Annotated in this window: 11 protein-coding genes; 1 reads left to right on the top strand and 10 read right to left on the bottom strand. The window is 41.5% G+C overall.

What is annotated here, in order from left to right; all coding sequences use genetic code 11:
• Window positions 1–12: 12 nt before the first annotated feature.
• Window positions 13–1,926, top strand: a complete 1,914-nt coding sequence (locus D7322_RS01345; RefSeq protein ID WP_121120671.1) for a sodium:solute symporter family protein — start codon at window positions 13–15, stop codon at window positions 1,924–1,926.
• 90 nt (window positions 1,927–2,016) lie between these two features.
• Here D7322_RS01345 and D7322_RS01340 read toward each other — a convergent pair whose 3' ends face one another.
• The 10 genes from D7322_RS01340 to ilvN form a co-directional block, all read right to left on the bottom strand.
• Window positions 2,017–2,532 (bottom strand): DUF2911 domain-containing protein, encoded by a 516-nt coding sequence (locus tag D7322_RS01340; protein ID WP_121120670.1) that lies wholly within the window; start codon window positions 2,530–2,532, stop codon window positions 2,017–2,019.
• Between the two features lie 169 nt (window positions 2,533–2,701).
• Entirely contained in the window at window positions 2,702–3,949 is a 1,248-nt protein-coding gene (ilvA, locus tag D7322_RS01335; protein ID WP_121120669.1) for a threonine ammonia-lyase IlvA, read from the bottom strand.
• A gap of 66 nt (window positions 3,950–4,015) precedes the next feature.
• Window positions 4,016–5,179 (bottom strand): 2-isopropylmalate synthase, encoded by a 1,164-nt coding sequence (locus D7322_RS01330; RefSeq protein ID WP_104383780.1) that lies wholly within the window; start codon window positions 5,177–5,179, stop codon window positions 4,016–4,018.
• Between the two features lie 117 nt (window positions 5,180–5,296).
• The gene (gene leuB / locus D7322_RS01325) at window positions 5,297–6,370 is read right to left on the bottom strand and encodes a 3-isopropylmalate dehydrogenase (protein WP_121120668.1); all 1,074 of its coding nucleotides are present in this window, start codon (window positions 6,368–6,370) and stop codon (window positions 5,297–5,299) included.
• A gap of 137 nt (window positions 6,371–6,507) precedes the next feature.
• Window positions 6,508–7,986 carry an ATP-binding cassette domain-containing protein gene (locus D7322_RS01320; protein WP_121120667.1) on the bottom strand — a complete coding sequence of 493 codons (1,479 nt, stop codon included), beginning with the start codon at window positions 7,984–7,986 and terminating at the stop codon, window positions 6,508–6,510.
• Window positions 7,980–8,570 (bottom strand): 3-isopropylmalate dehydratase small subunit, encoded by a 591-nt coding sequence (leuD, locus tag D7322_RS01315; RefSeq protein WP_121120666.1) that lies wholly within the window; start codon window positions 8,568–8,570, stop codon window positions 7,980–7,982. The genes D7322_RS01320 and leuD overlap by 7 nt, the downstream gene beginning before the upstream one ends.
• Window positions 8,571–8,675: 105 nt before the next feature.
• Window positions 8,676–10,073, bottom strand: a complete 1,398-nt coding sequence (leuC, locus tag D7322_RS01310) for a 3-isopropylmalate dehydratase large subunit (protein ID WP_121120665.1) — start codon at window positions 10,071–10,073, stop codon at window positions 8,676–8,678.
• Window positions 10,074–10,254: 181 nt separating this feature from the next.
• Entirely contained in the window at window positions 10,255–11,736 is a 1,482-nt protein-coding gene (gene ilvC, locus D7322_RS01305) for a ketol-acid reductoisomerase (RefSeq protein ID WP_121120664.1), read from the bottom strand.
• A gap of 44 nt (window positions 11,737–11,780) precedes the next feature.
• Window positions 11,781–12,245 (bottom strand): DinB family protein, encoded by a 465-nt coding sequence (locus D7322_RS01300; RefSeq protein ID WP_121121236.1) that lies wholly within the window; start codon window positions 12,243–12,245, stop codon window positions 11,781–11,783.
• A 4-nt stretch (window positions 12,246–12,249) separates the two neighbouring features.
• Window positions 12,250–12,840, bottom strand: coding sequence for an acetolactate synthase small subunit (ilvN, locus tag D7322_RS01295; RefSeq protein WP_108634875.1), 591 nt, complete (start codon window positions 12,838–12,840; stop codon window positions 12,250–12,252).
• Between the last annotated feature and the right edge of the window lie 5 nt (window positions 12,841–12,845).

Here is a 12,845-nt window from a genome sequence, read left to right as displayed (position 1 = left end):
AAAAGAATATTCATGGAAATTTCCGTAATAGATATAGTTATCATCGTCAGTTATTTGCTTGCGATGATTGTCATCGGTTTGATCCTTAAAAAGCGAGCCGGCAAGAATCTTGATTCGTATTTTTTAGGCGGAAAAACGCTTCCCTATTATATGCTCGGTATTTCTGATGCATCGGGTATGTTCGACATCTCGGGAACCATGTGGATGGTCTATCTTGCTTTTGTATATGGCTTAAAAAGCATGTGGATCCCTTGGTTATGGCCTGTTTTTAATCAGATTTTTTTGATGGTCTATCTGTCGGTCTGGCTGCGGCGATCCAATGTCCTGACCGGAGCAGAATGGATCCGTACACGTTTTGGTCATGGTCGGGGAGCTGATGGAGCTTATACCATCGTTATTCTATATGCCATAGTTGCGGTAATGGGGTTTTTATGTTATGGCTTTATCGGTATAGGGAAGTTCATGGAAGTTTTTTTTCCGTGGGAACAGGTATCCCGCTTTATTCCCTTGACGATTGACCCAGCAATGGCTCCGCAACTGTATGGTATTCTCTTTACAGCGATAACGACATTTTATGTCATGCTTGGTGGAATGCACAGTATTGTGTGGGCGGATATGGTCAAGTTTGGCATTATGATTATTTCGGGAATTGCCATCGCTGTTATTGCCATGCAGGAGGTTAGCCCCGAGCTATTGGCAGCAAACACACCTGAAGGTTGGGACTCCCCCTTCTTCGGTTGGCACTTGGATTTGGACTGGAGTACTTTACTTCCTTCCATCATGGACCGGATTGCCGATGATCAATACAGTCTTTTTGCGGTATTTGTGATGATGATGCTATTTAAAGGTATATTTATGAGCATGGCAGGACCGGCGGCCAACTATGACATGCAGAAGATATTGGCCTGCAGAACCCCTAAAGAGGCCGCTTTAATGAGTGGTTCGGTGTCGGTAATCCTACTTATCCCGCGTTATCTGATGATTATGGGTTTCACGGTATTAGCTCTGGTATTTTTTCGGGATGAATTTGCACATATGGGCAATCAGATGGATTTTGAAATTATACTGCCCAAGGCAATTAGCCGCTTCGGAAAGATAGGATTAACCGGGCTGTTGCTGGCGGGCCTATTGGCCGCATTTATGTCTTCTTTCGCTTCAACAGTCAATGCCGCACAGGCTTATTTGGTAAATGATGTACTATTGAAGTTTATGTACCGGTCTGCTTCGCCAAAGAAGCAGATCCGTTTGAGTTATGTGGTTTCTATTGCTGTGGTCGTTTGTAGTACCATTATTGGCTTATATGTGCAGAATATCAATTCGGTATTACAATGGATTGTCTCCGCTTTATATGGTGGTTATATTGCGGCAAATGTATTGAAATGGCACTGGTGGCGTTTTAATGGTGCCGGATTTTTCTGGGGAATGCTGGCGGGTATATTTGGGGCAGTGATACTCCCGCAGTTTTTTCCGGATACCCTTCCGCTCTATTTTTTTCCTTTGCTTTTTGTCCTATCTCTATTGGGCTGTTTTGCAGGTACATGGTTATCCCGGCCTACCGAGGAGGAAGTGCTGATTGATTTTTATGTACGTGTACGGCCTTGGGGATTTTGGGGACCCATTCATCAGAAAGCACTAGAAAAATACCCGGATCTCAAAAAGAACGATCATTTTAAGCGGGATATGGCCAATGTGGCCGTTGGTATTGTATGGCAATGCTGCCTGACCTTGGTTCCCATGTATATTGTGATCAAACAGGGACAGGGTTTGTTGACAACAGTCTTGCTATTGGGTATTACCACACTTATACTTAAAAAGAACTGGTATGATAAAATGACCCGCGAGGAGGAAGAGTATAATGCCTTTATGTTAAAGTACGGGTTAAATAAAACAGATAATACCGTTAGCGAAGAAACGACTATTTATTAACCATACCAACTGCTTTCCGACAATACAAAAATAGGCTACCCGTCGTACGTCGACGAGTGTCCTATTTTGTAAATGGACTGATCGGATCAGTTAATTACTCGCTTTAACTTTGAAGGGAACCACATATTCTCCCCATTCTAAGGATACAGTGCCTTCTGGTGTGGCACTTATCTTAAACTGCTCTTGCGCATTGCTGCTTGTGCCGTTGCTGACCGAAACACGTAGGGCATCGTCTTTTGCATCATATTTTGTTCCCCATTGGTCCCATACTTTGCTGAACATAAGGGTTGTTTCATGTTCTCCGGGGATACTGTAAAGGCCATATTTTCCCGCCGCTAGTTTTTTGCCTTCGACCAGTACATCTTTATTGAATTCGATGGTGGTTGCTTCATTGGCACCTGTACGCCAGACTTTTCCTACGGGAGCGATATCAACACCAAGCTTACGGCCTTTAAGTGAAGGACGGCTATAATTGATGTCGATCGTAACCCCATCTGTCGTGGTTACCTTGGTGTTGTCTGGAGGACTCGGGCGTTTACTTTTGTCTGTCTGGGCGAAGCTAAGTTGACCGATTAAGGTCAAAATTGTTAAAATTAGTACTCTCATGTGTGCTTATTTTTTTGATTAAACACTTAAATATAAGATTTTTATGTGATGAAAATTTTCTGTTTTTTTAGAACTTGACGAAATCGTGACTGGGTGGCATCAAGCTATATGAAAAAAAATGAGAGTGTATAAAAATAAAAGCCAGCGTTTTAATCACTGGCTTTTATTCTTATACCAAATATTCGAACAATGTTTGGTCTTTGTTGATTTCAATGACATCAAACTTATACTCTTTCATTCTTGCGATCAGTGTTTCGTAATCTTCAGGTTTGTTGAGCTCAATCCCAACTAAGGCCGGACCTCTTTCCCGTTCTGTTTTTTTGATAAACTCGAAACGGGTAATATCATCTTTCGGACCCAACACTTCAGAAACGAAGAGTTTTAATGCTCCCGGGCGCTGAGGAAAACGGACAATGAAATAATGTTTATAACCTTCATAAAGTAACGATAGTTCTTTGATCTCGCTCATGCGGTCGATATCATTGTTTCCGCCTGATATAATACAAACGACCTTCTTGCCTTTTATTTCTTCTTTGTGAAATTCCAAAGCTGCAACAGAAAGTGCTCCCGCTGGTTCGACCACGATGGCGTCTTTATTATATAGTTCCAAGATACAAGTACAGATTTTGCCCTCTGGAATGGAGCGCGTATCGTCCAGCAATTGTTTGGCAATCTCAAAGGTGGTCGCGCCAATTTTCTTTACAGCAGCGCCATCAACAAATTTGTTAATATGCTCCAATTCGATCGGTGCTCCGTTTTCCAGCGCAGCCTGCATGGAAGGTGCTCCTTCCGGTTCGACTCCGTAACACTTGATCGCTTTATTTTTGCTTTTCAGGTAGTAACTTGCTCCTGCCGCAAGACCGCCACCACCGATCGGAATAAAGATGGCATCCATATCAGGAAGATCCTGTAATGCTTCTACGGCCACGGTGCCTTGTCCCTCCACAACCTTGAGATCGTCAAATGGAGGAATAAAGGTCATGCCATGCTCTTCCGTGTAAGCCAGTGCCGCTTTTTGGCAATCGTCAAACGTATCTCCGGTCAATACAATTTCAACATTTCCATTGCCCCACATTTCAGTTTGGGAGATTTTCTGACGCGGCGTCGGGCCGGGCATAAAGATAACGCCTTTAATGTCCAGTTTTTTGCATGAAAAGGCGACACCCTGAGCATGGTTACCAGCACTTGCACAGACGACGCCCCGTTGGCGCTCTTCCTCTGTCAGGGAAATAATCTTGTTGTAGGCACCACGCAGTTTATAGGAACGGACGACCTGTAAGTCTTCCCGTTTGAGATAAACTTCTGCGCCATATTTTTCGGATAAATAGCGGTTATATTGTAAAGGCGTACGATTGACCACCGATTTGATGCGCTCAAGCGTAGCTTCTGAGTTGATGTTTAAGGTTGATAGATCCATTTTTTTAATAGGATGATTAAGGTTGTCTTTTGATAAAAAAAGGCTGCATCTGCAGCCTTCCATTTTCTATATCTTTTCTTGGATGAGGCTTTTTAAGTCATCATCACAAATATTTTTCTTTGCGTCGGCCAATACCAAAAAGCGTTGATAGCAATCTGCCAGATCATCTTTTTCAAGATGGAAACCAAGGCGCTCCAAATGGTGTTTAAGTGCATGTCTTCCTGAACGGGCCGTCAAAATGATATCTGCTTCATCAAGGCCTACATCTTCCGGTCTGATGATCTCGTAGTTTTCGCGGTGCTTCAGGAAACCATCTTGATGGATGCCTGAACTATGGGCAAAGGCATTCCGGCCAACAATCGCTTTATTTGGTTGCACGGGCATGTTCATCATATCGCTCACTTTACGGGATAGATAGGTAAACATGCGGCTATCAATATTCGAAGTTAGGCTTCCGAAAGCTTGATTATGCACTTTAAGAATCATTGCAACTTCTTCCAATGAGGTATTACCGGCACGTTCGCCTATACCATTGATGGTACATTCTACCTGACGGGCACCGTTTTGTATCGCGGCGATAGAGTTGGCCGTAGCAAGCCCCAGATCATTATGGCAGTGTGCAGAAATAATGGCTTGATCGATATTACGTACATTTTCCTTAAGGTACTTGATTTTTGAACCATATTGGTCTGGTAAGCAGTAGCCATTGGTATCGGGAATATTGACAACTGTTGCACCAGCAGCAATAACTGATTCAATCATTTTAGCCAAAAACTCCAAGTCAGCACGACCGGCATCCTCAGCGTAAAACTCGACATCTTCCACGTAAGATTTAGCGTGTTTTACAGCTGCAACGGCACGTTCTAAAATTTCTTCACGTGTACTATTGAATTTATACTTGATATGCATATCTGAAGAGCCAATGCCGGTATGAATACGTGGACGTTTGGCATATTTCAATGCTTCCGCAGCTACGTCGATATCATTTTGATTGGCACGGGTCAATGCACATATAATAACATCATTCACCGCCTTGGACAATTCTACGACAGATTGGAAATCTCCGGGACTGGAAACAGGAAAACCAGCTTCGATAATATCAACCCCCAGTTTTTCTAAGTCCTTTGCGATCTCAATTTTCTCTGGAGTAGTTAATTGGCAACCCGGTACCTGTTCGCCATCACGCAATGTGGTGTCGAAGATGTAAAGATGATTAGGATCGTGTAACATAATTTCTTAATTCAAAAGATTTATAACTAAAGAAGTATGGGGCAAAGAGTGTAAGTGCAGCGATCTTTTTTGGTTTGTGGCACCCAAATCTCATTACTCCATACGCATATCTCATTACTATTTAATAAACTCCAACACTTTCTCTCCCATTTCCTGAGTACCCAAGATTTTAGAAGCTTCTGTATTGGCATTCGCAATATCACCGGTTCTCCAGCCTGCTTTGAGCGTTTGCGCAACCGCATTAGTAACCGCTTTTGCTTCTTCCTGTAGACCAAAGCTAATGTCAAGCATCAATGCAGCGGATAAAATTGAAGCAAGCGGATTCGCTTTATTCTGGCCCGCGATATCATGTGCCGAGCCGTGGATAGGTTCGAAGAAACCTGTGCCATCGCCAACGGAAGCTGAGGCCAACATGCCCATTGATCCCGCAATCTGAGATGCTTCATCAGTCAAAATATCACCAAAAAGATTCGCTGTTAATACCACGTCAAATTTCTTTGGATTCTTGACTAATTGCATTGCTGCATTGTCAATAAACATGTGTTCAGTTTCAACATCTGGATATTCTTTTGCAATTTCTTGTACAACTTCTCTCCACAGGCGGGATGTTTCCAATACATTGGCTTTATCTACAGAGCATAATCTTTTGTTGCGGGTGCGTGCTGCATCATAAGCTTTACGTGCGATACGTTCTACTTCATAACGGTGGTAGTTCATCAAATCCGAAGCGAAGGTATTGTCTTCATTACGGTTTTTCTCACCGAAATACACATCACCCGTCAACTCACGGAAAAAAAGGATATCTGTGCCTTGGAGAATTTCAGGTTTTAAACTCGATGCATCCAATAATTCATCAAATAAAAGGATAGGACGGAGATTGGCATATAACCCCAATTCTTTACGGATTTTCAACAAACCCTGTTCTGGTCTAACCTTGGCCGAAGGATCATTATCGTACTTGATATGTCCGATCGCGCCAAAAAGGATGGCATCTGATGCTTTGGCTTTTGCTAACGTCTCGTCAGGAAGTGGATTGCCAGTAGCTTCAATCGCCGTATGGCCCATGATTGCTTCATCAAAACTGAATTCATGACCATAATTTTCACCGATCTTTTCTAAAACTTTTTTACCCCATGTGGTTACTTCTTGGCCGATGCCGTCTCCAGGTATGATTAAAATATTTTTTTTCATTGTTTTATTCGTATTGAGATATGAGTCTTGAGGTGCTATTTTTATCAAATTTGAATATCCACCCGCTCATGTCCATTGTCTAATATCTATTATCTTTCGTCTAAATATCTATTGTTAATTGTCGTTTTCAACAATTTTTATGTTGATAAAGTCTCTTTTTTGTGGATAACTCGTTCTACAGACTTAATTTCACCTTTTTCCAGTACCATCTTGTTGTCTATACAGGTAGGTAATTGGGATTGGAAATGACCGACATAAATAAGGGTCTGGCCATTCTTGCTCAGGTCATCGATCACATCATTAAAATATTGTGATTGTTCCTTATCCAATCCTTGGCAAGGTTCATCTAATATAAGCAATTCCGGATGTTTTACAATTGTACGCGCCAGCAATGCTAATCGCTGTTGGCCTAAAGGTAAAGATCCTAATGTTTTATGTTTCGCGTCTTTGAGATCAAAAAAATGGAGTACCTGATCAAGCTTCTGCTGTTGTTCATAGCCCAATTTTTGATACAGGCTCATCGAGTCAAAGAATCCCGAAGCAATGGTCTGTCCAACATTGGCATTCATATCGTAGTACCAATGTAATTCGGGAGAAATAATGCCCAGATGCTCTTTGATTTCCCATATACTTTCTCCTGATCCTCTCTTTTTACCAAAAAGATGGATGTCATTTGCGTAAGCCTGGGGATGATCCCCGTTGATCAGACTTAATAAAGTCGATTTTCCCGATCCATTATGTCCTTGCAGCAGCCATTTTTCTCCTGCTTTTACTTCCCAATCAATGTTTTTCAAGACCTGCTTTTCACCGTATGAAATGTTGATCTGCCGCATCTTGACCATCGTTGGGTCGGAGATTTTGGGTGGTTGCTGTAAGAAATACGGTAATTCCTTGCGTTTTCGTGGTATTCCCCTTGAAATTTCTCTGCTATGATGACGGAGAACAATTTTTCCATTTTGGATTTCGGCAAAACGATTAATACAATCCGGTTGTTCGTCATCATTGCTGATTAGTAAGAGGGATACGCCCTTGTCCGCAAGCTGATCGAAGATCTGGTTCAGGTCTTTTCGGGATTGTACATCAAGTCCGGTATAAGGCTGGTCGATAACCAAGACCTGCGGCTGAAGCCAAAGAGCTTTGACCAATTGTAAGCGTTTATGTTCGCCGCTGGAAAGTTCGATCAATTGCTGGTCTTTGAAATTTTCAAATCCAAAGATGGTAAGGTAAGGTGCCACATCTTCGAAGGCCAGCTGTTCGTCCTTCGCAAAATGTTTCAATTCAGCAAAAACCGTTAAGGTATCGTTTTTTGCAAACTTGTTGTAGCGTTGTTGGTAATAGAAGTTGCGATCACCTTCAAGATTGGTAAACTGAAACCAATTGGATACGTAATGGACAACTGGAGGAAGGGAACTATTGTTATCCAGATGGAAGGATATGGTGCCCTCATATTTTAATTGCCCTACAATTGCTTTTGCGAGCGTTGTTTTTCCTGTGCCACTGGGACCACCTAAGATCCATTGTTCTCCAGGAAAAATTTGCCAATTTAAATCTTGCAGTACGGAATCTTTACCGTGCTGAATCGTTAAATTGGCAATATGGACGACAGGGTCTACCATTTTTTTGTTGTTTCAAATGATTCAATTAAATCTTTTTGATTAAGGATAAAATCGATGTCATCGTATCCATTGATCAAGCATGATTTTTTGTATGGATTGATTTCAAATTCAAATTGATCGCCGGTCTCGGTTAACATCACCGTTTGTTTTTCGAGATCAACGATGATTTGGGTATTTGGGTTTTGGTGGACCAATTCGAAGATTTTCTCTAAAAATTCTTCGGGAACCTGAATAGGCAATACACCATTATTAAGCGCATTACCTTTAAAGATATCCGCAAAAAACGAACTGATAACGACATCGAAGCCGTAGTCCTGGATTGCCCAAGCAGCATGTTCACGACTGGAACCGCAACCGAAGTTCTTGCCGGCAACCAATATTTTTCCTGAATAGATGGGGCTGTTCAATACGAAATCTGCTTTTGGCTGATTATCGCTATCAAAGCGCCAGTCACGGAATAAATTATTGCCAAATCCCTCACGAGTGGTCGCTTTTAGAAAACGTGCTGGAATAATTTGGTCAGTATCAATATTTTCAATAGGTAATGGAACTACCTGTGATGTTAAAGTTTCAAATTTTTTCATGTCAAAAATTTAGTAAGTCAGAATTAAAAATTAAAAAATGGAGCTAGTTATAAGCTGAAAGCTTGGACAATCAGGGTCTCAATACTCAATTCTCTCATCTCAATACTATATTAACTCTCTTACATCTGTTACTTTACCCGTTACTGCTGCTGCTGCTGCTGTCAGTGGAGATACCAGCATGGTACGTGCATTGGGCCCCTGACGTCCTTCGAAATTTCTGTTTGAAGTCGAAACACAGTATTTGCCCGCAGGGATTTTATCCTCGTTCATGCCTAAACATGCGGAACATCCCGGTTCGCGTAGTTGGAATCCAGCCGCTTCAAAGATTTTATCCAAGCCTTCTTCTTTGGCTTGTTTTTCTACCTGTTTTGAGCCCGGAACAATCCATACTTCGACGTCCTGTGCCTTTTGTTTTCCTTTCACGAATGAAGCTACCTCACGTAAATCTTCGATACGGGAGTTGGTGCAGCTTCCGATGAAAACGTAATCCACGCGGTTACCTAAGACCGTGGAATCATCTTTAAAGCCCATGTAGTCCAGCGCTTTTTGATAGGATGGTCTTTCGGATTCCGGTTGTGCATTTGTTGCCGGGATATGCTCTGTGATACCCATACCCATGCCGGGGTTTGTACCATAGGTAATCATAGGAGCGATGTCAGCTGCATCAAATGTCAATACTTTATCAAAGATCGCATCTTCGTCTGAATATAATGTTTTCCAATATGCTAAGGCTTGGTCCCATTCTTCTCCTTTTGGTGCGAATTCGCGGCCTTCCACATAATCAAATGTGATTTGATCCGGTGCAATAAGTCCGCCGCGTGCCCCCATTTCGATACTCATATTACAGATGGTCATCCGCGCTTCCATGCTCAAAGAGCGGATGGCTGAACCAGCATATTCGATAAAATACCCTGTACCTCCTGCAGCAGAAATCTTGGCGATAATATAGAGGATAATATCTTTTGCGCCAACACCCTTTTGTAAAGTACCATTGACTTCAATTTTCATGGTTTTAGGCTTGGACTGCAATAAACATTGTGTCGCAAAGACCTGTTCTACCTGAGAGGTTCCGATACCAAAAGCAATAGCTCCAAAGGCTCCATGCGTTGACGTATGGCTATCACCACAGACCATTGTTTTACCAGGTAGTGTGATACCCAACTCAGGACCGATCACGTGTACGATTCCTTGGTAAGGATGTCCCAAACCATATAATTCAATGCCAAATTCAGCACAATTTTTGGTCAGCATATCGACTTGATAGCGCGATAGCTCTTCTTTGATCGGCAAATGTTGGTTGAGTGTCGGTACGTTATGGTCGGCAGTTGCTACCGTTTGCTTTGGACGAAAAACTGGGATTCCTCTTTTGCGTAGGCCATCAAAAGCTTGCGGTGAAGTAACCTCATGAATCAAGTGGGTATCGATATATATAATATCCGGAAACCCTTCTTCACGCTTGACGACGTGAGCATCCCAAATCTTTTCTACTAATGTTTTTGACATTTTTTAATCTCTCTTATGTTATTTTTATTTTAATCAGGGCGATATTGTAAATGTCTCAATATCACCCTGATTTCAATATACTAAATTACGAAATATTCATGATTTTGGAGCATATCTGGGGATTGAATTCACCCGGATATGCTATCCGTTTTTAAAAAGAACAAATAATTCGTATCAATTTTTAAACAGTTTTGATCGCTTTCATTGCCGTCATCGCCTTACGCAATTTACGACCAACGATTTCCACAGGATGGTCACGCAAAATTTCATTGATAACAACCAACTGTGCGTTATCAACAGCAGCATCTTTACCTTCATTAAAGTTTTTACCTACTAGATCGGTATCAACAGTTTTCATGAAATCAGCCAATAAAGGTTTACAAGCCTGATCAAATAGGTAACAGCCATATTCCGCTGTATCAGAAATAACACGGTTCATTTCAAACAATTTTTTACGGGCGATTGTGTTGGCAATCAATGGCGTTTCGTGCAATGATTCGTAGTATGCTGATTCTGGTTTGATACCTGCTTCAACCATTGTTTCGAAAGCCAATTCAACGCCTGCTCGGATGAAAGCAACCATTAGAGTATAATTGTCGAAGTATTCCTGCTCGTTGATTTTAATATCACCTGCAGGCGTTTTCTCGAATGCAGTTTCGCCTGTTTCAGCTCTCCATTTCAATAAGTTAGCATCACCATTTGCCCAATCTTCCATCATCGTCTTGCTAAAGTGACCGGACATGATATCGTCTTGGTGTTTTTGGAACAAAGGACGCATGATATCTTTTAGCTCTTCTGAGATCTCAAAAGCTTTCACTTTTGCAGGGTTGCTCAAACGATCCATCATACCGCTTACACCACCATGTTTCAAGGCTTCAGTGATCACTTCTACACCGTATTGTACCAATTTGGATGCATAACCAGCCTCAATTCCTTTTTCGATCATTTTGTCGAAAGATAAGATCGAACCTGTTTGTAACAAACCACAAAGGATTGTCTGTTCACCCATTAAATCTGATTTTACCTCGGCTACAAATGAAGATTTCAATACACCGGCTTTGTGACCACCTGTTCCTACACAGTATGCTTTTGCCTCAGCCCAACCTTTTCCTTGTGGATCATTCTCTGGGTGAACAGCGATCAAAGTAGGGACACCGAAACCACGAAGGTATTCTGCACGAACCTCAGAACCCGGACATTTTGGAGCAACCATGATCACAGTGATATCTTTACGGATTTGCATACCTTCTTCAACGATGTTGAAACCGTGTGAATAAGATAATGTTGCACCTTCTTTCATCAAAGGCATGACCGCGTTGATCACTGAGGTATGTTGTTTATCAGGAGTCAGGTTAATGACCAAATCTGCTGTTGGGATTAATTCTTCGTAAGTGCCTACGTTAAAGTTATTGTCCGTAGCATTTTTCCAAGAATCTCTTTTTTGTTCAATAGCTTCTTTACGTAAAGCATAAGAAACGTCCAGTCCGCTATCTCTTAAGTTTAAACCTTGGTTCAAGCCTTGTGCACCGCATCCTACGATTACGATTTTTTTACCTTTTAAAGCATTTACTCCATCCGTAAATTCGGTGTTGTCCATGAATTCAGCGTGACTTAATTGTTCTAACTGCTCTCTAAGCGGTAAGGTGTTGAAATAATTTGCCATTGTTTTACTTTCTTTCTGTTATTGGTTGTTGATTATTTATTTTTTTATTGTACTAATTTACGTTGCGCCAAAGCATAACCATAATGAACATTATCATGTCCTGAGGTTAAAGCGATAACATCTTCGACTGTGCCCATTGGATAACCATAAGTTGCTGTTGAAAACGAGGTAATCTCTTCAAAAACGCCATTCTCATAGTCTTTGGCGATTTGTTCGATGCTTTGGATAGCGATTGTCTTTAATTCATCCACCTCAGCCTGCTCGACAAAACGTGTGGGCTTGGTATCTTTTCTATAATCTTCATTGTATTTTACCCAGGCGGTATCCGCTTTGATACCGGTACGCACATAGACCAAAGTCTGTGTACTTACAACGATATGTCCAAAATTCCAGATAATATTGTTGTTAAATCCAGCAGGGATTTTGTTGAGTTGTTCTATGGAAAGGTTATCCACCAATTCAATGAATTTTTGGCGGGCCTGTAAGATAAATTTAAATGTCTCTTGCATCTGATTACATGGTAAATACATCATCCCGTTTGTCGAGATATTCATTTTCAACGATTTCTATCGACGGTTCCTGTGCTTCAAACTGAACCAATTTGGAGTGGAAGCCAGCACTATCTTTAATGATGGCGATACGGGCACCACGGACAAATTCGATTAACCCGTATTTTGTCAATTCCTCCGTCAGCTTATCAATTTCTTCACGGTGACCTGCGGTTTCGAACACGATGTAATCGTTGCGGATCACAACCACATTGGCTCCATATTGACGTAGCAAACGCTCCACATATACTTTTTCATTGACAACGTCTGCCGGTACTTTATACAAGGCCTGTTCTTGCCAGATCACTTCGTCATTGGTATTGTAATAGGCTTTAAGGATATCTATCTGTTTTTCTAACTGACGGCAAAGCTTACGCAGTACATCCTCTGCCTCTGTAATGACAATGGTGAAGCGATGTATACCTTCTACTTCAGAAGGCGATGTGTTTAAACTTTCGATATTGATTTTTCTTCTTGAAAAAATCGTTGAGATCCTTCCGATAAGGCCGATAGAATTCTCTGTATATAGGGTAATGGTATATTCTTGTTTTTCCATTTTGA

The organism is Sphingobacterium puteale (assembly GCF_003627955.1).
Classification (GTDB): domain Bacteria; phylum Bacteroidota; class Bacteroidia; order Sphingobacteriales; family Sphingobacteriaceae; genus Sphingobacterium; species Sphingobacterium puteale.
The sequence above is the reverse complement of the archived record's forward strand: the minus strand, read 5'-3'. Positions and strand labels throughout refer to the sequence as shown.

Excerpts from the sequence above, each read along its gene's own strand:
- leuD (WP_121120666.1), bottom strand. The coding sequence starts at position 8,570 with ATGAAAAAATTTGAAACTTTAACATCACAGGTAGTTCCATTACCTATT.
- D7322_RS01340 (WP_121120670.1), bottom strand. The coding sequence starts at position 2,532 with ATGAGAGTACTAATTTTAACAATTTTGACCTTAATCGGTCAACTTAGC.
- D7322_RS01330 (WP_104383780.1), bottom strand. The coding sequence starts at position 5,179 with ATGTTACACGATCCTAATCATCTTTACATCTTCGACACCACATTGCGT.
- D7322_RS01320 (WP_121120667.1), bottom strand. The coding sequence starts at position 7,986 with ATGGTAGACCCTGTCGTCCATATTGCCAATTTAACGATTCAGCACGGT.
- D7322_RS01300 (WP_121121236.1), bottom strand. The coding sequence starts at position 12,245 with ATGCAAGAGACATTTAAATTTATCTTACAGGCCCGCCAAAAATTCATT.
- ilvN (WP_108634875.1), bottom strand. The coding sequence starts at position 12,840 with ATGGAAAAACAAGAATATACCATTACCCTATATACAGAGAATTCTATC.
- leuC (WP_121120665.1), bottom strand. The coding sequence starts at position 10,073 with ATGTCAAAAACATTAGTAGAAAAGATTTGGGATGCTCACGTCGTCAAG.
- leuB (WP_121120668.1), bottom strand. The coding sequence starts at position 6,370 with ATGAAAAAAAATATTTTAATCATACCTGGAGACGGCATCGGCCAAGAA.
- ilvA (WP_121120669.1), bottom strand. The coding sequence starts at position 3,949 with ATGGATCTATCAACCTTAAACATCAACTCAGAAGCTACGCTTGAGCGC.
- D7322_RS01345 (WP_121120671.1), top strand. The coding sequence starts at position 13 with ATGGAAATTTCCGTAATAGATATAGTTATCATCGTCAGTTATTTGCTT.
- ilvC (WP_121120664.1), bottom strand. The coding sequence starts at position 11,736 with ATGGCAAATTATTTCAACACCTTACCGCTTAGAGAGCAGTTAGAACAA.